This window comes from Kitasatospora sp. NPDC088134 (genome assembly GCF_044741705.1).
Classification (GTDB): Bacteria; Actinomycetota; Actinomycetes; order Streptomycetales; family Streptomycetaceae; genus Kitasatospora.
On sequence record NZ_JBIUTD010000006.1, the window covers coordinates 338,558 to 358,705 of the forward strand.

At 74.8% G+C, this 20,148-nt stretch carries 23 protein-coding genes; 12 read left to right on the forward strand and 11 right to left on the reverse strand.

Annotated features, from left to right (window positions below):
- Positions 1–47: 47 nt before the first annotated feature.
- On the reverse strand, positions 48–1,211 hold the full coding sequence (locus tag ACIOHG_RS13385) for a hypothetical protein (protein ID WP_400949199.1): 1,164 nt from the start codon (positions 1,209–1,211) through the stop codon (positions 48–50).
- 93 nt (positions 1,212–1,304) lie between these two features.
- Here ACIOHG_RS13385 and ACIOHG_RS13390 point away from each other — a divergent pair, with 93 nt between their 5' ends.
- The 4 genes from ACIOHG_RS13390 to ACIOHG_RS13405 all read left to right on the forward strand — a co-directional run bounded on the left by ACIOHG_RS13390 (position 1,305) and on the right by ACIOHG_RS13405 (position 3,971).
- Positions 1,305–2,189, forward strand: a complete 885-nt coding sequence (locus tag ACIOHG_RS13390; RefSeq protein ID WP_400949202.1) for an alpha/beta hydrolase — start codon at positions 1,305–1,307, stop codon at positions 2,187–2,189.
- Positions 2,190–2,232: 43 nt separating this feature from the next.
- On the forward strand, positions 2,233–2,754 hold the full coding sequence (locus ACIOHG_RS13395; protein WP_400949205.1) for a YbhB/YbcL family Raf kinase inhibitor-like protein: 522 nt from the start codon (positions 2,233–2,235) through the stop codon (positions 2,752–2,754).
- Positions 2,755–2,822: 68 nt separating this feature from the next.
- Positions 2,823–3,332: a SixA phosphatase family protein gene (locus ACIOHG_RS13400; protein ID WP_400949208.1), complete on the forward strand. Its 510-nt coding sequence runs from the start codon at positions 2,823–2,825 to the stop codon at positions 3,330–3,332.
- Positions 3,333–3,371: 39 nt separating this feature from the next.
- Positions 3,372–3,971 (forward strand): hypothetical protein, encoded by a 600-nt coding sequence (locus tag ACIOHG_RS13405; protein ID WP_400949209.1) that lies wholly within the window; start codon positions 3,372–3,374, stop codon positions 3,969–3,971.
- On the opposite strand, the gene ACIOHG_RS13410 is transcribed toward ACIOHG_RS13405, so the two are convergent.
- Both ACIOHG_RS13410 and ACIOHG_RS13415 read right to left on the reverse strand, forming a co-directional pair.
- Positions 3,959–4,960 (reverse strand): hypothetical protein, encoded by a 1,002-nt coding sequence (locus ACIOHG_RS13410; RefSeq protein ID WP_400949212.1) that lies wholly within the window; start codon positions 4,958–4,960, stop codon positions 3,959–3,961. The two genes, ACIOHG_RS13405 and ACIOHG_RS13410, sit on opposite strands and share 13 nt — an antisense overlap.
- 226 nt (positions 4,961–5,186) lie before the next feature.
- A complete protein-coding gene (locus ACIOHG_RS13415; RefSeq protein ID WP_400949214.1) occupies positions 5,187–6,188 on the reverse strand; it encodes a hypothetical protein in 1,002 nt (333 codons plus the stop codon).
- Between the two features lie 372 nt (positions 6,189–6,560).
- Between ACIOHG_RS13415 and ACIOHG_RS13420 the strand changes: the two genes are divergently transcribed.
- Together ACIOHG_RS13420 and ACIOHG_RS13425 are read left to right on the forward strand one after the other, a co-directional pair.
- Positions 6,561–7,358, forward strand: a complete 798-nt coding sequence (locus ACIOHG_RS13420; protein ID WP_400949216.1) for a VOC family protein — start codon at positions 6,561–6,563, stop codon at positions 7,356–7,358.
- Positions 7,359–7,360: 2 nt separating this feature from the next.
- Positions 7,361–7,882 carry a DinB family protein gene (locus tag ACIOHG_RS13425; RefSeq protein ID WP_400949217.1) on the forward strand — a complete coding sequence of 174 codons (522 nt, stop codon included), beginning with the start codon at positions 7,361–7,363 and terminating at the stop codon, positions 7,880–7,882.
- Positions 7,883–7,889: 7 nt separating this feature from the next.
- Here the strand turns inward: ACIOHG_RS13425 and ACIOHG_RS13430 are convergent, their stop codons facing one another.
- On the reverse strand, positions 7,890–8,285 hold the full coding sequence (locus ACIOHG_RS13430; protein WP_400949220.1) for a MerR family transcriptional regulator: 396 nt from the start codon (positions 8,283–8,285) through the stop codon (positions 7,890–7,892).
- On the reverse strand, positions 8,282–9,292 hold the full coding sequence (locus tag ACIOHG_RS13435) for a helix-turn-helix transcriptional regulator (protein ID WP_400949222.1): 1,011 nt from the start codon (positions 9,290–9,292) through the stop codon (positions 8,282–8,284). Before ACIOHG_RS13435 ends, ACIOHG_RS13430 begins: the two co-directional genes overlap by 4 nt.
- A 158-nt stretch (positions 9,293–9,450) precedes the next feature.
- Between ACIOHG_RS13435 and ACIOHG_RS13440 the strand changes: the two genes are divergently transcribed.
- The 4 genes from ACIOHG_RS13440 (at position 9,451) to gap (ending at position 12,914) form a co-directional block, all read left to right on the forward strand.
- The gene (locus tag ACIOHG_RS13440) at positions 9,451–10,005 is read left to right on the forward strand and encodes a DinB family protein (protein WP_400949225.1); all 555 of its coding nucleotides are present in this window, start codon (positions 9,451–9,453) and stop codon (positions 10,003–10,005) included.
- An 89-nt stretch (positions 10,006–10,094) separates the two neighbouring features.
- Complete coding sequence (locus ACIOHG_RS13445) at positions 10,095–10,766, forward strand: NAD(P)-dependent oxidoreductase (protein WP_400949228.1); 672 nt, start codon at positions 10,095–10,097, stop codon at positions 10,764–10,766.
- A 29-nt stretch (positions 10,767–10,795) separates the two neighbouring features.
- Positions 10,796–11,752, forward strand: a complete 957-nt coding sequence (locus ACIOHG_RS13450) for a GlxA family transcriptional regulator (protein ID WP_400949231.1) — start codon at positions 10,796–10,798, stop codon at positions 11,750–11,752.
- A 166-nt stretch (positions 11,753–11,918) separates the two neighbouring features.
- Complete coding sequence (gene gap, locus ACIOHG_RS13455; RefSeq protein WP_400949234.1) at positions 11,919–12,914, forward strand: type I glyceraldehyde-3-phosphate dehydrogenase; 996 nt, start codon at positions 11,919–11,921, stop codon at positions 12,912–12,914.
- 80 nt (positions 12,915–12,994) lie between these two features.
- On the opposite strand, the gene ACIOHG_RS13460 is transcribed toward gap, so the two are convergent.
- Positions 12,995–13,357, reverse strand: a complete 363-nt coding sequence (locus ACIOHG_RS13460; RefSeq protein WP_400949238.1) for a VOC family protein — start codon at positions 13,355–13,357, stop codon at positions 12,995–12,997.
- 72 nt (positions 13,358–13,429) lie between these two features.
- Here ACIOHG_RS13460 and ACIOHG_RS13465 point away from each other — a divergent pair, with 72 nt between their 5' ends.
- Positions 13,430–14,467: an RNA polymerase subunit sigma-70 gene (locus ACIOHG_RS13465; RefSeq protein WP_400949241.1), complete on the forward strand. Its 1,038-nt coding sequence runs from the start codon at positions 13,430–13,432 to the stop codon at positions 14,465–14,467.
- A gap of 57 nt (positions 14,468–14,524) precedes the next feature.
- Here the strand turns inward: ACIOHG_RS13465 and ACIOHG_RS13470 are convergent, their stop codons facing one another.
- The 4 genes from ACIOHG_RS13470 to ACIOHG_RS13485 form a co-directional block, all read right to left on the reverse strand.
- Positions 14,525–15,751, reverse strand: coding sequence for a serine hydrolase domain-containing protein (locus tag ACIOHG_RS13470; RefSeq protein ID WP_400949244.1), 1,227 nt, complete (start codon positions 15,749–15,751; stop codon positions 14,525–14,527).
- 208 nt (positions 15,752–15,959) lie between these two features.
- On the reverse strand, positions 15,960–16,736 hold the full coding sequence (locus ACIOHG_RS13475; protein WP_400949247.1) for an ABC transporter permease: 777 nt from the start codon (positions 16,734–16,736) through the stop codon (positions 15,960–15,962).
- Positions 16,733–17,758 carry an ATP-binding cassette domain-containing protein gene (locus ACIOHG_RS13480; RefSeq protein ID WP_400949250.1) on the reverse strand — a complete coding sequence of 342 codons (1,026 nt, stop codon included), beginning with the start codon at positions 17,756–17,758 and terminating at the stop codon, positions 16,733–16,735. The genes ACIOHG_RS13475 and ACIOHG_RS13480 overlap by 4 nt, the downstream gene beginning before the upstream one ends.
- A 51-nt stretch (positions 17,759–17,809) precedes the next feature.
- Positions 17,810–18,478, reverse strand: a complete 669-nt coding sequence (locus ACIOHG_RS13485; RefSeq protein WP_400949252.1) for a DUF4097 family beta strand repeat-containing protein — start codon at positions 18,476–18,478, stop codon at positions 17,810–17,812.
- 227 nt (positions 18,479–18,705) lie between these two features.
- On the opposite strand from ACIOHG_RS13485, the gene ACIOHG_RS13490 reads away from it, so the two are divergent.
- Entirely contained in the window at positions 18,706–19,431 is a 726-nt protein-coding gene (locus ACIOHG_RS13490) for a helix-turn-helix domain-containing protein (RefSeq protein ID WP_400949255.1), read from the forward strand.
- Positions 19,432–19,482: 51 nt separating this feature from the next.
- Here ACIOHG_RS13490 and ACIOHG_RS13495 read toward each other — a convergent pair whose 3' ends face one another.
- Positions 19,483–19,818 (reverse strand): hypothetical protein, encoded by a 336-nt coding sequence (locus tag ACIOHG_RS13495; protein ID WP_400949257.1) that lies wholly within the window; start codon positions 19,816–19,818, stop codon positions 19,483–19,485.
- Between the last annotated feature and the right edge of the window lie 330 nt (positions 19,819–20,148).

Consider the following 20,148-nt stretch of genomic DNA (forward strand, 5'->3'; position numbering starts at 1 on the left):
TTGGCCGAAAGCTCCGGCTTCGCCGGGTTCGAACGGCGGCCGGGGGATCACCCGAGGGCGTGACCGATCCGGTCCAGCGAGGACAGCCGCATCAGGCCGTAGTTGTAGAACTCGACCTCGGGGACGCCGAGTTCGCGCAGGGTGGCGATCTTGGCGGCGAGGTTGGCGGGGCCGTCGCAGTCGGAGGCCATCGGGCGGAGGATGACCGCCATGTCGGCCGGGCGGACTCCGTGCAGGGCGAAGGCGGCGACCTTCTCGCGGACCTGCTCGGGGGTCTTCGCGTAGCCGAGGGTCTCGATCTGGTGGGCCGCGCCGGCCAGCGCGGGCAGGTCGATGCCGGAGAGCCAGCCGGTGCCGGGGCCGCCGCCGTCCATGAAGGTCAGCCGCATGCCGTGGGCGGCGGCGGTCTCGGCCAGCTCGGCGGCGAGCGAGGTGACGGTGCGGGCGGAGGCGTCCACGTAGGCGGCGAAGGCACCGCCGGCCAGCTCGTCCAGCGCGGTCGGGGCGAGGGCGCGCGACTCGTCGGCGAGGCGGGCCCGCAGTTCGGTGCGGACGGTGTCGCGGACGTGCTCGGCGGGGACGCCGGCGGCGGTCGCGGCGGCCAGGCAGTGCGGGCAGAAGCAGATCGACAGCAGCGCCTCGGTGACCGGGCCGAGCTCCTCGAAGTAGCGCTCGTGGTGGTAGCCGTGGGCCAGGCCGTGGAAGTGCAGCGACTCGGCCCGGATCGCGTCCACGCCGTAGCGGGCCAGCTCCTCGACCACCGTCCGGCAGTACGCGCGGACCTCCGGGTTGGCCGGGCACAGCTCGGTCAGGTGGCGGTCGCCGAAGGCGTTGGCGGGCGCGCAGTCGGGGTGGGCGAAGCCGAGCCGGTCGTTGTGGCAGAACACCGTCCAGGCGTGCAGCTTCAGGCCGCGGCGGCGGGTCTCCGCGGCGGCCTCGGCGAACGGATCGCGGTCGCCGATCGCGGTGGAGGGGAGCGGGGCGAGCCGGCGGCCGGCCCAGCGGGCCGGGTCGGGGCGGAAGTAGGCGGCGCCGGGTTCGAGGTAGCGCAGCACCCGGTGCGGGTTGTGCGGGAAGACGTCGCGGGCCTCGTGGTAGACGGAGGCGAGGGTGACCCCGCCGACCCCGGCCCGGTCGGTAAGGTTGCCGAAGAACGTGTCGGCCCCTTCGTCGAGCAGGTCGGTGGCGAAGGCGAGGACGGACGTCTCCACGGGGCAACTCCGGAGAAGGTGAGTGCAGGGGTGGCCACGCTAACCGCGCACTCCCGTATTGGTCTATACCTGATTGGGTGAGGGGGCGGCGCGATGACGCTGTACCGGGGCTACGACCGCCAGCAGCTCGACCGCGAGTACTCGCCCAGCAGCAAGGTCGCCGACTTCGGCGCCGAGCTGGCCGCCTACGCCGAGCAGGGCCGGCGGGCCTACCGGGAACTGCCCGGGCACCGCGAGCTGCGCTACGGGCCGGACGCCCCCGAACTGGTCGACTTCTTCCCGGCCGGGCCGGGCGCCCCGCTGCACGTCTTCGTGCACGGCGGCTTCTGGCAGGAGCTCGGCAAGGAGGACGGGGCCTTCCCCGCGCTCGACCTCGTCCCGCGCGGCACCGCGTTCGCCACCGTCGGCTACGGCCTGGCCCCGCGCTGGACGGTCGAGGAGATCGTCGACCAGACCGTCCGGGCGGTGGCCCACCTGGTCGACCGGGCCGCCGAGCTGGGCGTCGACCCGGACCGGATCGTGCTCAGCGGCAGCTCGGCGGGCGCCCACCTGGCGGCCTGCGCGCTGCTCGACGGGCGGCTGCGCGGCCGGATCGCCGCGGCCGTCCTGCTCAGCGGCGTCTACGACCTCGCCCCCGTCGCCCTGACCTACGTCAACGAGCCGCTCGGCCTGGACGCCGAACGGGCCCGCCGGCTCAGCCCGCTGCTCGCCGACCCGGCCGGACTGGCCGCGCTGCCGCCGCTGGTACTGGCCCTGGGCGAGCACGAGACCGACGAGTTCGCCCGGCAGCAGGACGAGTTCGCGGCGGCCGCCCGCGCCGCCGGCGTCCCGGTGCGCGCCCTGCGGGCCCCCGGCCGCAACCACTTCGGCCTGGTCTTCGACCTGGGCCGCCCCGACACCCCGCTCGGCGCCGAGGTCGCGGCGCTGGCCCGCGCCGGGGCGCCGTCGGGTCCCGGGGCGGGAGCTGACGCTCCGTAGACTGCCCCGGTACCCCGCACACCTTCGACGAGGACGGTGAACGATGACCGCGCGCATCCCGCTTCCGTACGACTTCCTGCCGCCGGTGCCGGCGTTCGAGCTGCGCAGCGACGACCTGGTGGACGGCGCGACCATGCCGGACGCGCACGTGTACGCCGCCGGGAACGCCTCGCCGCAGCTGTCCTGGTCGGGCTTCCCGGCGGGGACCCGCTCGTTCGCGGTGACCTGCTACGACCCGGACGCGCCGACCGCCGCGGGCTGGTGGCACTGGCTGGCCGTCGACCTGCCCGCCGAGGTGACGGAGCTGCCGCGCGGCGCGGGCGCCGACGACGGCGGCCTGCCCGGCGGGGCGTTCCACGTCCGCAACGACTTCCCCGGCCACCGCTACGACGGTGCGGCCCCGCCGCCCGGGCCGGCGCACCGCTACGTGTTCGTGGTGCACGCCCTGGACGTGCCGCAGCTCGAGGTCGGCCCGGAGACCCCGGCCGCCCAGGTCGGCTTCCACCTCACCGCGCACGCCCTCGGCCGGGCCCTGCTCACCGTGGAGTACGCCGCCGGCGAGTGACGGCCGGCGCCCGGTGGCGGCGGCGCGTCCCGTCCCGTCCGGTGGGCGGGGCGCGCCACACTGGGGGCATGACGGAACAGCGACGGGTGATCGTGCTGCGGCACGCCAAGGCGGACTGGCCGGACGTGCCGGACGAGCTGCGCCCGCTGGCCGAGCGGGGCCGGGCCGACGCGGTGGCGGCCGGGCGCTGGCTGGCGGAGCACGCACTGGTGCCGGACCGGGTGATCTGCTCCACGGCGGTGCGCACCCGGCAGACCTGGGAGCTGGTCGAGCCGGAGCTCGGCGGCGCCCCCGAGTTGGTGCTGGAGCCGCGGGCGTACCGCGCCGAGGCCGGTGAACTGGTCGAGCTGCTGCGGGAGTTGCCGCCGGTGGTGCGCACCGTGCTGCTGGTCGGGCACCGCCCCGAGGTGCAGGACCTGGTGCTGGAGCTGGCCGGCGGGCCGGGCGGCGGGCTGCTGGAGCAGGTCCGGGAGAAGTTCTCCACGGCCGGGATCGCGGTGCTGTCGGTGACCGGCGAGTGGGGGCAAATCGCCCCGGGCAGCGCCGAGTTGACCGACTACGCGGTGCCCAGGGGCTGACCGCCGGGGCCCGCCGGGCCGCGTGATAGGCATGGGGGCATGCGCTTCGACCTCGTCCCCAAGCCGCCGACCGTGGAAGCCCGCCCGCGGGACGGGCGCGGCTACCCGGTGCCCGCGATCACGCCGTGGGAGGACGGGCAGCCGCAGTTCGCGCTCACCGACTACGAACGCTCGGCCGCCTGCGCCCGGGAGCGGCTCTGCTCGGTGTGCAACACGCTGATGCCGCAGGGCCCGGTGTGGCGGGTGGTCGGCGGGGCCGAGGCCGCCGCGATCGGCGAGGCGCTGGCGGCCGGCCGGCCGTACCGGAACATGGCGCCGACCATGGAGGGCCCCGGCCACCGGGCCTGCATGCTGTACGCCGCGATGGTCTGCCCGTACCTGGCCCGGCCGAACGCCCGCCGCCGGGTGACGGCCGATCAGCAGGGCGCCCCGGACGACCTGACCGCGCACGTGGTGCGCGGGGCCGTCCGGGGCGAGCTCGGGGCGGTGGTCGGCTTCGGCGAGTACGAGTTCGCGATCACCCCGGACCGGGTGCTGTTCCGCTTCCTGGACCCGGTGGAGTGGCTGCCGCACGACACCGCCGACGATCAACTCCCGAACCTGCGCGCTGAGTTGGCGCGGATCGATCAGCCCCGGTAGGCGGGCAGGCCGACCGTGTCGGTGACCTTGTCGGGCTTGCCGCCCTTGGTCGGGACGGTGTAGATGCCGTCCGGGCCGCGGAAGGCGACGGTCTTGCCGTCCCGGGTGATCACCGGCTCGGTGTAGTCGACGGTGGCGCCCGGGGTCAGGTCGTGCTCCTTGCCCTGCTCGCCGCGCGCCTCGGTGAAGATGTGGCTGTGGCCGTCGACGGAGCGGACGAAGACCACGTCGCCGGCCTCGTCGGTGGCGGGCTGCGAGCCCTTGGCGATCACGCCGCCGTTGGTCCGGCTGACCACGTCGTGGAAGTAGACCTGGCCGTCGGTCTTGTTGGCGTACACCGTCCAGCCGGCCTTGCCCGCCGAGTTGGGCCACTGGTTGCCGGTGTCCGGGATTTCGGTGACGCCCTCGGAGTCGCCCACGTGCAGCGCGTCCGGCTTGGCCCCGGCCTTCGCCTCGGCCGCCATCAGCCGCAGGCTCTTCTTGTCGTCCGCGGTGAACAGCAGGAAGGTCCCGGCGCCGTGCGGCTCGTTCGGGCCGTAGACCTGCCAGGTGGGGTGGGACCAGGTGACGCCGGACGGGGCCTTGGCGATCAGGGTCTTGTGGGTGCCGTCGGGGTCGGCGGTCTGCAGGTTGCCGTCGCCGTCGATGAAGGCGGCGTGCTTGCCGTCCGGCGACCAGGCCAGGTCGCGGACCACGGTGCCGAAGTCCACCGACTTGCCGTCCATCAGCACGGTGGCCGAGTTGGTGCTGACGGTCAGCTTGGTGCCGGCCGTCTTGTTCAGCGTCCCGCCCTTGGCGGGGGCGCCGGAGGAGGCGCCCCCGGCCGGCTCCGAGGCGGCGGGCGACTTGGGCGCGGCGGCCGCGGTGGTGGCGCTCCCGCCGCTGCCACCCTCCGGGTCGCAGGCGGTCAGCAGCAGGGTCGACCCGGTGGTGACCGCGGCCACCAGCAGGGCGGCGGCGGACCGGCGCATACGGATGCGATCACTCATGAACAGCTCCCCCATGGAACGGAATTGGCGTGACGGCCCCGGGCCGGTGGCTCCCCGTCACTGACTCGTGCACGAATTCTGGCAGCCGCGCGCGACGGCCCGGACGGCGGGTCCGCCCCGGCCGCCGCGCGGCGGGTTCCGGTCCGCGGGCCCTGAACGCGCGAACCGGAACGGTATCGGAAAGGTCTGTCGGTACGTCAAGAAGACGCCGCCGTCGGCCGGGAGGTCAGGAGCGGAAGGCGGGCAGGCCGGCCGCGTCGGTGATCTGCTGCGGCTTGCCGCCCCCGACCGGGACGGTCCAGATGCCGTTCGGGTCACGGAAGGCGACGGTCTTCCCGTCGGGGGAGAAGGCCGGCTCGGTGCAGTCCGCGGTGGCGTTCGGCGTCAGGTCGCGCTCCTGGCGGGACTCGTCGTTCGGCCGGGTGAAGATGTGGCTGTGCCCGTCGACGGAGCGGACGAACACCAGGTCGCCGTTGTCGTCCCCGGCTGGCTGCGAGCCCTTGGTGAGCGCGCCGCCCTGCTGGCGCAGGTAGTCGTCGCGGACGTAGACCTGTCCGTCGGCCTGGTTGGCGTACACCAGGGTGCCGTGGTCGCCGGACGGGTTGGGCCACAGGTTGCCGGTCTCCGGCAGCGGCGCGGGGTGGTCGCTGGTGAAGGGGCGCAGCGGCAGCGCCGTCGGGGTGCCGCCGGCGGCCGGGACGGTGAGCAGCCGCAGGGTGCCGTGGTCCTGGGCGGTCAGGACCAGGTTGTTCCGGCCCTGGTCGTACTCGTCCTTGGCGGTCACCTGCCAGGCCGGGTGCGACCAGGTGACGCCGGACGGGGCCTTGGCGACCTGGACCTTGTGGGTGCCGTCGGGGTCGGCGGTCTGCAGGTTGCCGTTCCCGTCGATGAAGGCGGCGTGCTTGCCGTCCGGGGACCAGGCCAGGTCGCGGACCACGGTGCCGAAGTCCACCGACTTGCCGTCCATCAGCACGATGGGCGAGTTGGTGCTGACGGTCAGTCCGGTGCCCGCCGTCCGGTTGACCGGGCCGCTCCTGGTGGGCATCGGGGCGGGGCCGGTGGACCGGGTGCCGGTGGGCGCGGTGGGCGTGGCCTTCGCGGTGGTGGCGGCGCTCCCGACGCTGTCGCCCTCCGGATCGCAGGCGGTCAGCAGCAGGGCGGAACCGGCTGTGACGGCGGAGACCAGGGCGACGGCGGCGGAACGGCGGAGGCGGGCGCGCACGGACATGACTGGGTCCCCCCGAAGTGGTCGGTCGCGGTCCCCGTGCGGTCGGCCGTCCGGGGCGGTGGAGAAGAGACTCGCAGTCCGATGACCCGGCCGCGTGCATGCTCCGTCACCGCCTGGCAACAGCCCAACTGCCGTGCCGGGCAAGGCCCGTCGCGGAAGATCGGGTTCCGCGCGGCGGTGCTCGCGGTCGCCGTCGCCGGGGTGGACGGCCGGGGCGGTGCGCCGGGGACAGCGCCCGCCGGGTCCCGCCGCGTCCCGCCGCGCGCCGTCGGGCGTCTGTCACTGCGGCTGGCTAGCGTGGCAGGAGCAGGTGCTTCCCCTCCCGGGGCCGTTGCCCCGGGTCCCCGATCCGACGACGAAGGGAGCGGCACCATGACCGCGCGACCCGAGGGCACCCCGGTCTGGGCGGACGCGATGTTCGCGGACCTGGACGGTGCGAAGGCCTTCTACGGCGAGGTGCTGGGCTGGACGTTCGGCGAGGCCGCGTCCGAGTTCGGCCACTACACGCAGGCGTTCAAGGACGGCCGGGCGGTGGCCGCCGTCGTCCCGCCGATGCCCGGGCAGGGGGGCCACTCGGCCTGGGTGCTGTACCTGGCCTCCACCGATGTCGAGGCCGCCGCCGAGCGGGTCCGGGCGGCCGGCGGCGCGGTGCTGATGGAGCCGATGAAGGTCGGCGCCTTCGGTGCGATGGCGATCGCCCGGGACCCGGCCGGTGTGGTGTTCGGCATCTGGCAGGCCGGCGACCACGAGGGCTTCGAACTGCGCGACGTGCCCGGCAGCTACGGCTGGGCCGAGGTGTTCACCCGGGACACCGCCGCCGCCAACTCCTTCTTCCCGCAGGTGTTCCCGTACCGGGTGCAGAAGATCGTCGACGACAACGTGGACTACAGCGTCTACAGTCTCGGCGACGCGCCCGCGCTCGGGTCGATGGGCATGGGGCCGGACGTCCCGGCGGAGGTGCCGCCGTTCATCAGCGTCTACTTCGTGGTCGAGGACTGCGACGCGGCCGCCGAGCGGGTCCGGGCGGCCGGCGGGCAGCTGGTGTTCGGCCCGCTGACCACCGCCTACGGGCGCTTCGCCTCCTTCGTCGACCCGCAGGGCGCGGCCTTCTCCCTGATCGACCCGGCGGCGGCCGAGGGCGACGCCCCGAGCATGGTCGAGGTGTCCTGACGATGGCCGCCCCGCTCCCCGCCCCGACCGGCGAGCGCGCCGACCTGCTCGGCGCGCTCGACCGGCACCGCGACTTCCTGCGCTTCACCGCCCGCGGCCTGACGGACGATCAGGCCCGGCAGCGCACCACCGTCAGCGAACTCACCCTCGGCGGGCTGATCAAGCACGTCGCCTGGGGCGAGGAGCGCTGGCTGCGGTTCGCCGCCGACGGCCCCGCGGCGATGCGGACCGAGCGGGACCCGGGCAGCGTCGAGGCCTGGGCCGCGCAGTTCCGGATGGGCCCCGACGAGACCCTGGACGCCCTGCTGGCGCACTACCGGGCCGTCGCCGACCGCACCGCCGCCCTGGTCGCCACCCTCGACCTGGACGCCGAGCAGCCCCTCCCCGAGGCCCCCTGGTTCGAACCCGGCGCCCGCTGGAGCGTCCGCCGCGTCCTGCTCCACGTCCTCGCCGAGACCGCCCAGCACGCGGGCCACGCCGACATCCTCCGCGAGTCCCTCGACGGCCGGAAGACCATGGGCTGATGCCCCGTCAGTCCCGTTCGGCGGTCAGGGCGGTGCGGTAGTGGTCGATCTTGGCGCGGAGGTGGGAGCGCTGGTGTTCGAGCAGGGTGATGCGGTCGGTGACGGCGGTGTCGTGCTGTTCGAGCAGGGCGATCCGGTCGCGGAGGCTGTCCGGGCCGCCGTCGCGGGCGAGTTCGGCGTAGCGGCGCATGTCGGCGATCGGCATGCCGGTGTCGCGCAGGCAGCGCAGCACGGTGAGCCAGGAGAGGTCGTCGTCGGTGAACCGGCGGTGGCCGCTGGTGGCGCGGTCGATGCTGGTGAGCAGGCCGATGCGCTCGTAGTAGCGCAGGGTGTCCAGGCTGAAGCCGGAGCGTTCGGCGGCCTCGGCGGGGGTGAGCAGTCGCGGGGTCGTCACCGTGGTCATTGTGCCGGGCGGTCGGCCGGTGCCGGAGGGCCGGCCGGGGCCGGGCGGTCGGCGCAGCGGGTGAAGCGCTCCCCCCAGGCGGCGAGCAGGGTGGTGAGTTCGGGCGGGGAGAGCACCGTGAAGTCGGCGTCCAGGGAGCCGAGGGCCATCGCCGGCCACTCCAGGGCGTCGCTGGTCAGTCGGAGCAGGCAGCGCCCCGCGTCGACCTGGTCGACGGTGGCCCAGCGGCCGACCCGTCCGCGGACCGCCTCGGCCGGGGCGTCCACCAGCACCTCGACCCGGTACGGGCCGCGTCGGCCGCTCAGCCCGGCCCGGACGAACTCGGCGGGGTCGGCGACCGGCAGCGCCCGCGGCAGGAAGCGGGCCCCGGTCGGGACGGGGTCGGCCAGCCGGTCCAGCCGGAAGATCCGCCAGTCCTGCCGGACCAGGTCGTAGGCGACCAGGTACCAGCGGCGGCCGACCCGGACCAGGTGGTGCGGCTCGGCGTGCCGCTCGGCGGGCCCGTCGCCCCGGACGGCGGCGTACCGGAAGCGCAGCCGCTCGGTGTCCCGGCAGGCCAGCGCGACGGCGGTGAGCACGTCCGGGGCGATCCGCGGCCCCGGGTCGGTCTGCCAGTGCCCGGGCACGGTGACGGCGCGCAGCGCCTCCACCCGGCGGCGCAGCCGGGCCGGCATCACCTGGACGACCTTCGCCAGCGCCCGGACGGAGGCTTCGGCGATGCCCTCGACCTGCCCGTCCGCGGCGGCCTGCAACCCGACCGCGAGCGCCACCGCCTCCTCGTCGTCGATCACCAGCGGCGGCAGCGCCGCGCCCGCGGCCAGCTGGTAGCCGCCGTCGACGCCGCGCCGGGCCTCGACGGGGTAGCCGAGTTCGCGCAGCCGGTCGACGTCCCGGCGCAGGGTCCGGGCGGAGACGCCGAGCCGGGCGGAGAGTTCCTCGCCGGCCCAGAACCGGTGGGACTGGAGCAGGGTGAGCAGCCGCAGGGTGCGGGCACTGGTGTCGGCCATGCCTCCATTCTCGGGCCATTGCGGACGGAAACTGGCCGCAATGGCCCGTAGCGTGGAACACGAAGCGAGGGAGGACGGCGCGAAAAGCGCCGGAACACCTCAACCAGCCGTGCCCGCCGGTCACTTCGGCACGGGCGCCCACCGGGAGAGGCAACACCATGAGCGAGACCACCGTCGGTTACCCCGTCAGCGCGGCCCAGGGCGCGACGGCCGAGCACACCGACCTGATCGCGGCGCTCGGCGCGGCCCGCCACTTCCTGCGGCTGACCGCCCGCGGCCTGACGGACGACCAGGCCCGGCAGCGCACCACCGTCAGCGAGCTGACCATCGGCGGCCTGGTCAAGCACGTCAGCGCGATGGAGCGGCTCTGGGCGGCGTTCGTGGTGGACGGCCCCGCCGCGCTGCCGGACTTCAACAGCTTCACCGAGGCCGACCACCGGGCCCGGCAGGACGAGTTCCGGCTGCTGCCCGACGAGACCCTGGCCGGCGTGCTGCACGCCTACGAGGTGGTGGCCCGCGCCACCGACGAGCTGGTGGCCGGCCTGCCCGACCTGAACGCCGCCCACCCGCTGCCCGCCGCGCCGTGGTTCACCCCCGGCGAGAGCTGGTCGGCCCGCCGCACCCTGCTGCACATCGTCGCCGAGACCACCCAGCACGCCGGGCACGCCGACATCGTCCGGGAGGCGCTGGACGGCCAGAAGAGCATGGGCTGACCGGCCCGCTGTTCGCACGCCCCGCCGGTTCCGTTCCGCGTCAACAGCGGTAGAAAGGAACGGAACTGACGGAACATGAGGAGCGGGCGATGGAACTGACGGTCCTGGCCGCCACCGGCGGCATCGGCCGGCACCTGCTGCGGCAGGCGCTGGCCGCGGGGCACCAGGTCACGGCGGTGGTGCGGAACCCCGTCAAACTGGGCGCGCGGCCTGGGGCGCGGGTGATCCGGGTCGACCTGGCGACGGCCGGGCCGGAGGAACTGCGGGCGGCGGTGGAGGGCGCGGACGCCGTGCTGTCCGGCCTCGGGCCGGTCGGCAAGGGCGAGGCCGGCGTCGCCGAACAGGGGACGCGGGCGGTGATCGCGGCGATGCGCGCGACCGGGACCCGCCGCCTGGTGGTGGTGAGCGCCGCCCCGGTCGGCACCGTCCCCTCCCCGGCCCGGCCGCACCCGCCGCGCCACGACCCCGGCGAGGGCCCGCTGATGCGCCACCTGCTGACGCCGATCGTCAAGCGGGTGCTCCGGGCCCACTACGCCGACCTGGCCCGGATGGAGGACGCCGTCCTCGCCAGCGGGCTCGACTGGACGGTGGTCCGCCCGCCCCGCCTCACCGACGGGCCGCTCACCCGCACCTACCGCACCGCCCACGGGCAGAACCTGCGCGGCGGCTCGACGATCTCCCGGGCCGACGTCGCGGACAGCATGCTGCGCGCGGCCGCCGACCCCGCCACCGTCGGGCGGATCCTCGGCGTGGTGAACTGAGCCCTGCCGGGGCGGCCTAGGCTGGCGGGGTGTCCGAAACTCCGCTGCGCCGGGTGGCCGTGCTGGTCCTGGACGGTGCCAAGCCGCTCGACGTCGGGATTCCGGCGCAGGTGTTCTCGACCCGGGCCAGCATGCCGTACGAGGTGCGGGTGTGCGGGGCCGCGCCCGGGCCGGTGGCGGGCGGGGACGGGCTGTCGTACCACGTGGCGCACGGGCTGGAGGCGCTGGCCTGGGCGCAGTGGGTGTTCGTGCCCGGCTACCGGCACCCCGACCGGGACGACCCGCCGCCCGCCGTGGTCGAGGCGCTGCGCGCCGCGCACGCCCGCGGCGCCCGGCTGGCGGCGATCTCCACCGGGGCGTTCGCGCTGGCCGCCACCGGGCTGCTGGACGGCCGCCGGGCCACCACGCACTGGCACTACACCCGGGCGCTGGCCGCCAAGTACCCGCGGGTCCGGGTGGACGAGAACGTGCTGTTCGTCGACGAAGGCAGCGTGCTCACCTCGGCGGGCGCCGCGTCCGGCATCGACCTGTGCCTGCACGTGCTGCGCGGCGAGCTCGGGGTGGCCGCGTCCAACCACACGGCGCGCCGGCTGGTCGCCGCGCCGTACCGCAGCGGCGGCCAGGCCCAGTACCTGCCGCGCAGCGTGCCCGAGCCGGTCGGCGAGCGGTTCGCGGCCACCCGGGAGTGGGCGCTGCACCGGCTGGACGAGCCGCTGACGGTCCGCTCGCTGGCCCGGCACGCCGCCGTCTCGCCGCGCACCTTCTCCCGGCGCTTCGTCGAGGACACCGGGTACACGCCGATGCAGTGGGTGCTGCGGGCCCGCGTCGACCTGGCCCGTGAGCTGCTGGAACGCTCCGCGCACAGCGTCGAGCGGATCGCCGCCGAGACCGGCCTCGGCACCGGCGCGAACCTGCGCGCGCACTTCCAGCAGATCCTCGGGACCACGCCCAGCGAGTACCGCAGGACGTTCACCAGGGGCGAGTAGCCGCCCCCGCGGTCTTGGCACGATCCTTGCGAACCATGGCATCGGTGCCACTGCCGACGGCCCTTCCGGCGAGCGAGAGTGGAGGCACACCACCCCGCAAGAACGTCCCGCAGGACCACCGCGCGCGACCGGACCACCGCGCGAGCCGCAGAGGAAGGCACCACCCATGACCCGCATCGCCGTCAACGGATTCGGCCGGATCGGCCGCAACGTGCTGCGCGCCCTGCTGGAGCGCGACAGCAAGCTGGAGGTCGTCGCCGTCAACGACCTCACCGAGCCCAAGGCGCTGGCCCGGCTGCTCGCCTACGACACCACCTCGGGCCGGCTCGGCCGCCCGGTGACCGTGGAGGGCGACACCCTGGTGGTCGACGGCCGCCGGATCAAGGTGCTGGCCGAGCGCAACCCCGCCGACCTGCCCTGGGCCGAACTCGGCGTCGACATCGTGCTGGAGGCCACCGGCCGGTTCACCTCCGCCGAGGCCGCCCGCGCCCACCTGACCGCCGGCGCCAAGAAGGTGCTGGTCTCCGCCCCGTCCGACGGCGCCGACGTGACGCTGGCCTACGGCGTCAACACCGAGGCGTACGACCCGGCCGTGCACACCATCGTCTCGAACGCCTCCTGCACCACCAACGCGCTCGCCCCGCTGGCCGCCGTGCTCGACGAACTCGCGGGCATCGAGCACGGGTTCATGACCACCGTGCACGCCTACACCCAGGAGCAGAACCTCCAGGACGGCCCGCACCGCGACCCGCGCCGGGCCCGCGCCGCCGCCGTCAACATCGTGCCGACCACCACCGGCGCCGCCAAGGCGATCGGCCTGGTGCTGCCGCAGCTGGACGGCAAGCTGTCCGGCGACTCGATCCGGGTGCCCGTCCCGGTCGGCTCGATCGTCGAGCTGAACACCACCGTCGCCCGCGACGTCACCCGCGAGGAGGTGCTCACCGCCTACCGCGAGGCCGCGGCGGGCAGGCTGGCGGGCGTCCTGGAGTACTCGGAGGACCCGCTGGTCTCCGCCGACATCACCGGCAACCCGGCCTCCTCGATCTTCGACTCGGAGCTGACCCGGGTCGACGGCCGGCACGTCAAGGTGGTCGCCTGGTACGACAACGAGTGGGGCTTCTCCCACCGGGTGATCGACACCCTGGAGCTGCTGGCCGGCTGACCGCCCGGCGGCCCGCACCGTGGCCCGCACCGTGGCCCGCACCGCTGTCAACGGCGGTGCGGGCCAAAGGCGTTGACGGGCTACTTGCCGAGCAGGCCGACCGCGTTGCCGTCCGGGTCGGTGAACACCGCCAGGCGGTCGCCGCCCGGCACCGGCTGCGGCTCCAGCCGGCGGGCGCCGCCCAGCCGCACCGCCCGCTCCAGCGCCGCGTCCAGGTCGGCGACCCGGAAGTAGACGGCGAAACCGGTGTACGGGGCGTCCGGGCCGGCCTGGCCGATCCCGCCGGTCGGCTGCCCGGCGCCGTCGTCGCCGACCAACGCGTAGGTCTCGTCCAGCACCCGGACCGGCCAGCCGAACAGCTCCCCGTAGAACGCGCGGGCCCGCGGCGCGTCGGGGGAGGACAGGTCGAACCAGGCGGCGGAGTGCGGGGTGTTGTCGGTCATCGGTGGTCTCCTGGGGAGCGTCCAACAGTCGGTCGCAGGGGAGACTCCGCCGGTGCAGCAGAATCGTCGCCCATGAGCGGGATTTCTTCCGCCGCCGGATCCGCGGCCGGATCCGCGGCCGAGGACGCCGCCGACCTGGAGCTCGCCCGGGCCGGGGACGCCGCCGCGTTCACCCGGCTGGTCGCCCCGCTGCGCGGCGAGCTGCACGCGCACTGCTACCGGATGCTCGGCTCGGGGCACGACGCCGACGACGCCCTGCAGGAGGCGCTGCTGCGGGCCTGGCGCGGCATCGGCCGCTTCGAGGGCCGCGCGGGCCGGGCCTCGCTGCGCGCCTGGCTGTACACCGCCGCCACCCGCACCTGCCTGGACGCCGTCGAGCACCGGGGCCGCCGCGCCCTGCCGGTCGACCTCGGGCCGGCCGCCGAACGGGTCGTCCTGGACGCCGCACCCGCCACCGAGGTCGCCTGGCTCGGCCCGTACCCGAGCCGGGCGGACCCGGCGGAGCGCTACCAGCGGCGCGAGGACGTCGAGTTGGCGTTCGTCGCCGCGCTCCAGCACCTGCCCGGCAACCAGCGCGCCGCGCTGCTGCTGTTCGAGGTGCTCGGCTTCTCGGCCGCCGAGATCGCCGACCTGCTGGACACCACCGCGGGCTCGGTCAACTCCGCGCTCGCCCGGGCCCGCCGCCAACTGGCCCGGACCGCCCCCGACCGGGACCGGCAGCCCGCCCCGGACGGCCCGGCGGCCCGGGCCGCCGTCGCCGCCTACCGCAGCGCCCTGGAGCGCGGCGACGCCGACGCGCTGGTCGCACTGCTCAGCGCGGACGCCACCTGGTCGATGCCGCCGCTGCCGCACTGGTACCGGGGCCGGGCGGCCGTCGCGGCGTTCGCCCGGGCCGTCCCGTTCGGCCGCTGCCCCAGCTGGCGGACCGCCGCCGTCGAGGCCAACGGCCGTCCGGCGGTGGCCTGTTGGCTCGGCGCCGCCCCGGACGCCCCGCACACCGCCTGGTCGGTCACCGTGCTGGGCCTGGACGGGGACGGGCTGATCGCCGAGCTGGTGTCCTTCCTCGGTGCCGAGCACTTCGCGGCCTTCGGCCTGCCCGAACGGTACTGACGGCAGGTCACCGCTGGCGGCAGGTCGGAGCGCCGTCGGCCCACCGCTGACGTCGACTCAGAGCTTCGGCAGGTCGAACGCGGCCGCGGCGACCCGGTACTGGGCGGCGAACGGCGCGCCCTGCCGGGAGGTCGGGGTGAAGGAGTACACCAGCTCGCGGGAGGCGTCCCGGGTGGCGAACACCGCGCTGGTGTAGCCGGGGCGGCTGCCGGTCTTGCCCCAGAACTCCAGCCCGGGCGCGGGCGAGAAGCGCATCAGGCCGGTGCTGAAGCAGGCCCGGCCGCTGGTCGGGCCGAGGTCGCAGTTCTGGTTGTGGAAGTTCGGCACGTCCGGGACGGCGAACAGCTCGGCCTGCTGGGCGGGCGGCAGCAGCCGGCCCTTGAGCAGCGCCGACAGGAAGCGGTCCAGGTCGGGCGCGGTGGAGACCATGCCGCCCTCGGCCCACGGCCACGGGCTCTGCCGGGTGACGTCCCGCAGGTCGCTGCCGCCGTCCGGCCGGGGCACGGCCAGCACGGCGTGCGCGGTCGGGTCCGGCAGCGAGGTGTCGGTGGCGGCGGGCGCCGAGGTGTGGCGCAGGCCCAGCGGGCGCAGCACCCGGTCGGTGACCTCCTGCGCGAAGGTCCGGCCGGTGGCCCGTTCGACCAGCAGGCCCGCCAGGTAGTAGTTGATGCCGTTGTACTGCTGGGCGGTGCCCGGCGCGAACTGCATCGGCTGCCCGGCCAGCGAGGCGACCACCTGCTGCGGGCTCCAGTGGTCGGCGGCGTGCGCGACGAACCAGGCGGCGCTGCCGTCGTCGTCGGTGAGGTCGCCGCCGCCCGGCAGCCCGCTGGTGTGGTTGAGCAGTTGACGCACCGTCACCGGCGGGTACGCGGCGGGCAGCGCCTGCGGCAGGTACTGCTGCACGGTGCCGTCCAGGTCGAGCCGGTGCTCGGCGACGAGCTGCAGCACCACGGTGGCGGTGAACACCTTGGAGATGCTGCCGATCCGGAACCGCCCGTCCGCCTTCACCGGCCGCCCGGTGGCCGGGTCGCCGGTGCCGGAGGTGCCCGTCCAGCGGCCGCCGTCGCCGTCGACCAGCACGACGGCGCTGGTGATCGCCGCGCTGGGCAGGTCCGCGATCGAGGCCCGCAGCGCCGCCGCGTTCGGGGCCGTCGCGCCCGTGGCCGGTGCCGCCGTCGCGCCCGCGACCGGTGCCGCGCCGGCCGTCCCCGCGGTGAGCGCCACCACCAGCGCCCCGATCGCCGCCGCGCCCGCCAGCCGCCGTCCCCCGGTCCTCGCCCGCATCCCCGTACTCCTCAACGTTCTTGCCGTGCCCGTTCTCTGACGTCGAGAAGTCTGTCCGGCGGCCGGTGCCTGGGGTATCCGGGAGCGACCCCGAACCGTCCCCGACCGGCCCCCGAGCCGGGCCTCGGGGACACCCGGACGCCGGCGGGAACGGCAGATCGCCCGTGCCGCCGGGGGCGGGACGGGCGATCGGCGGGGGCCGCACCGATTACTTCGGGTCGCGGTCGAACTGGGCCCGGGACCAGCGGTGGCCGAGCAGGGTGAGGGCGGTGCACCAGAGCAGGGCGATCCACCAGTTGTTGCCGATCGGGGTGCCGAGCAGCAGGCCGCGCAGGGTCTCGATGGCGGGGGTGAAGGGCTGGTACTGGGCGATCGGCTGGAACCAGCCGGGCATCGAGTGCAGCGGGACGAAGGCGCTGGAGATCATCGGGAGCAGGATCAGCGGCATCGCGGCGTTGCTGGCGGCCTCCGCGCTGGGGCTGCCCAGGCCCATGCCGACGGCGATCCAGGTGAGTGCCAGCGCGACGAAGGCGAGCAGGCCGAACGCGGCCAGCCACTCCAGGGCGGAGGCGTCGTGCGAGCGGAAGCCGATCGCCACCCCGACCGCGCCGACCAGCAGCACGCTGGCCACCGACTGCAGCACGCTGCCGGCCACCCGGCCGAACAGCACCGAGCCGCGGTGGATCGCCATGGTGCGGAACCGGGCGACGATGCCCTCGTTCATGTCGGTGGCCATCGACACGGCGGTGCCGATCACGGTCGAGCCGATGGTCATCATCAGGATGCCGGGCACCAGGTAGGTGACGTAGGCGGAGCGGCCGAGGCCGCCGCTCATCGCCCCGCCGAAGACGTAGACGAAGAGCAGCAGCAGCATCACCGGGGTGAGCAGCAGGTTCAGGGTGAGCGAGGGGTAGCGGCGGGCGTGCAGCAGGTTGCGCCGCAGCATGGTGGACGAGTCGCGGACGGCGAGGGCGAAGGTGCTCATCGGGCGTTCTCCTCAGCGTGGGTCGGGTCGGCGGACCGGGCGGGTGCGGCGGCGGACGGGTCGGCGGACGGGTCTGCGGACTGGGCGGGGACGGCGGGGGCGCCGGTGAGGGCGAAGAAGACGTCGTCCAGGTCGGGGGAGTGCACGGTCAGCTCCTCGGCCTCGGTGCCGGCGGCGTCCAGGCGGTCGAGGACGGAGCGCAGGGCGCGCTGGCTGCCGTCGCTGGGGACGCTCAGGGTCAGTGCCTCGTCGTCGCGGGCCGCTTCGGCGAGCGCGGCGGCGGCCGCGCGGTAGCCGGCGGGGTCGGTGAAGCGGAGGCGGACGTGTCCGCCGGGCACCAGGCGCTTGAGCTCCTCGGCGGTGCCCTCGGCCGCGATCACGCCGTCGTGCAGGACGGCGATCCGGTCGGCGAGCTGGTCGGCCTCCTCCAGGTACTGGGTGGTGAGGAAGACGGTGGTGCCGGTGGCGACCAGGCCCCTGACGATCTGCCACATGCCGTGCCGACTGCGGGGGTCGAGGCCGGTGGTGGGCTCGTCCAGGAAGATGATCCGGGGGTCGCCGACCAGGGTCATCGCGATGTCCAGGCGGCGCTTCATGCCGCCGGAGTAGGTGGAGGCGGGCTTGTCCGCGGCGTCGGTGAGGTCGAAGCGGGCCAGCAGGTCGGCGGCGACCCGGCGGCCCTCGGCCTTCGGCAGGTGGTGCAGGTCGGCCATCAGCAGCATGTTCTCGGTGCCGGTGATCAGGCCGTCGACGGCGGAGAACTGACCGGTGACGCCGATCGCGGCGCGCACCTGCTGCGGTGCGGTGGCCGGGTCGTGGCCGCCGATCCGGATCGGGCCGCTGCCCTCGCCGGGCCGCACCAGGGTGGAGAGGATCTTGACGGCGGTGGTCTTGCCCGCCCCGTTCGGGCCGAGCAGGGCGAAGACCGTGCCCTCGGGGACGGCGAGGTCGACGCCGTTCAGGACGGTCTTGTCGCCGTAGGACTTGCGCAACCCGCTCGCCGAGATGGCCAGGCCGGTCATGGTGTGCTCCTTCTGCGGTGGTCGGTGGTGCCGGGGCGGAGTGGCGGCGGGTCAGAGGGTGCGGGCGGAGATGTCGCCGTTGGCGGTGGTGGCGCGGACGGTGACGGCGGGGACGTCGTCGGCGTTGCGCAGGGCGTTGGCGATCCGGCCGTGGCCGGTGCCGGCGTCCAGCGCGGCGGAGACGCCGCGGGCGACGCCGAGCGAGATCGAGCCGGAGGTGGTCTCCAGCTCCAGGTCGCCGCGGACGGCCTCGCCGACGGTCAGGTCACCGCGCTGGGTGGTGAGCCGGGCCGGGCCGGTCAGGCGGCCGAGCTCGATGTCGCCGTCCTGCAGGGCGATCCGGGCGGCCGCGGCCTCGTCGATCTTCACGGGGCCGCGGGCGCTCTCGTACCCGACCTCGCCGAGGCGTCCGACGGCGCGGAGTTCGGCGTCGGCGGCCTTCGCCTCGACGTGCGAGCCGGCCGGGAGCCGGACGGTGATCTCCAGGGCGCCGGTGGCGCCGAGCAGGCGGTTCTTCGGGGCGGCGGTGGTGATCTGCAGGACCCCGTCGGCGAAGCGCGCGGTGGTCTGCTCGGCGGCCTGGACGTCGCGGCTCCGGTCCGGGTTCGCCGGGCGGATCTCGACGGTGGTGTCGGCGCGGTCGGCGGCGATCAGGCGGACCAGGCCGGCCGGGACGTCGAGGCGGGCGGTGATCGCGGCGGGGGTGTCGAACTTCTGCATCGTGAGCTCCGGTGTCTTCGGCGGTGCGTTTCTGATGATGGAAACGCTACGTTGCGTTCGAAGAGCTGGCAACGAGCTTGTTGCATCGAGATCGGATAACCCAAGGTGAGAGCCGGTAAATCGTTGCAATAGAGAGGGAGCTAACGCAACGTCAGGAGATCGTACGTTGCAATGGACTGAGGGTGAACGCTATGCTGGGCCCTCGCACACCGACGAAGGAGGCCGTGATGCCGGGAGGCAGGCTCACCCAGCAGGAGCGCCAGCAGATCGCACTGGGGCTGACCGACGACCTGGCCTACGCCGAGATCGCCCGGCGCCTGGACCGGCCGACCTCCACCATCACCCGCGAGGTGCTGCGCAACGGCGGCCCCACCGGCTACCGCGCCGACCTCGCGCACCGCGCCACCGAGCGGCGCGCGCACCGCCGCCAGGACCGCCCGCGCGACCCGGCCGCCGCCCGCCCCGCGGACGGGCGCGACCCCGAGGCGCTGCGCGAGTTCGAGGAGGTCTTCACCGGCGTCTTCATGGCCTCCGGCATGAGCCGGATGCCGGCCCGGGTGCTGGCCGCGCTGCTGCTCACCGACTCCGGCAGCCTCACCGCCGCCGAACTGTCCCAGCGGCTCCAGGTCAGCCCCGCCTCGGTCTCCAAGGCGGTCACCTTCCTGGTCGACCAGACGATGATCCGCCGCGAGCGGGACGAGCGCCGCCGCGAGCGCTACCTGGTCGACGACGACATCTGGTACCAGGCCACGGTGGCCAGCGCCAAGGCCAACGCCGCCGTGGTCGCGGCCTCCCGGCAGGGCGTCGCCGTCCTCGGCGCGGACACCCCCGCCGGAGCCCGACTGCTGAACGTGGCGCGCTTCCTGGACTACATCTCGGAGAGCCTGGTCCGAGCCGCCGAGCAGGCCCGCGAAGTCCTCGGCAGCAAGCCCGCTCCGCCCGCCGACTCCTGACGGGGCATCAGTTCGGGGTCCCACCCGGCCCGGCCGGGTGGGACCGCTCGCTCAGGACGCCTTGCGGATCGCGGCGAACCGCCGCTCCACGTCGGCCATGAACCAGTCCGGCAGCCGCCGTTCGGCCCGCAGCACGCGGCGCTCCTCGGCGCTCAGCGTCTCGGCGGCGTCGTCCACCGCCAGCGCGTAGTCCGCCATCCGCCCGGAGGCGCGCTCCTGGCGGAATTTCCGGCCGGTCTCCATCGACCCGCCGCGCAGCGAGACCACGCCGACCAGGGTGGTGAACCAGCCCGCCGCCCCCCGCTCGGTCGACTTCTTCGCCAGCTCCTCCCGGGTCAGCAGCCAGCACAGCCGCTCGTCGGTGACGTTCGCGGTGTTCCCGCCCATCGGGTCCCCCTTCTCTCGTGCAGTGTTCTCGTACAGCGCCGATTAACCGATCTATCTGAGGGGCGGCGCTCTCGCCCCTTCCGCGCCGATCCGGCCGACTCTTCTGCGCTAATCCGAGGCCAACTGTCCGGATACTGCTTATTAATCGGTTAAGTCGAAAGCATTGACCCGGCTGTGGGCGCGTGCCAGTATCCCGCCGACGGGTGCCGGCCCCGTCTCCACCCCCACTCCACCTGAGGAGTCTCAATGACTGAGTCAAGCTGTCTGCGCGGCCGGATCGGAGGTGAAGATCCGGTTGTCGCGCAGGAGTGCCCACAGGACGCTGACCCG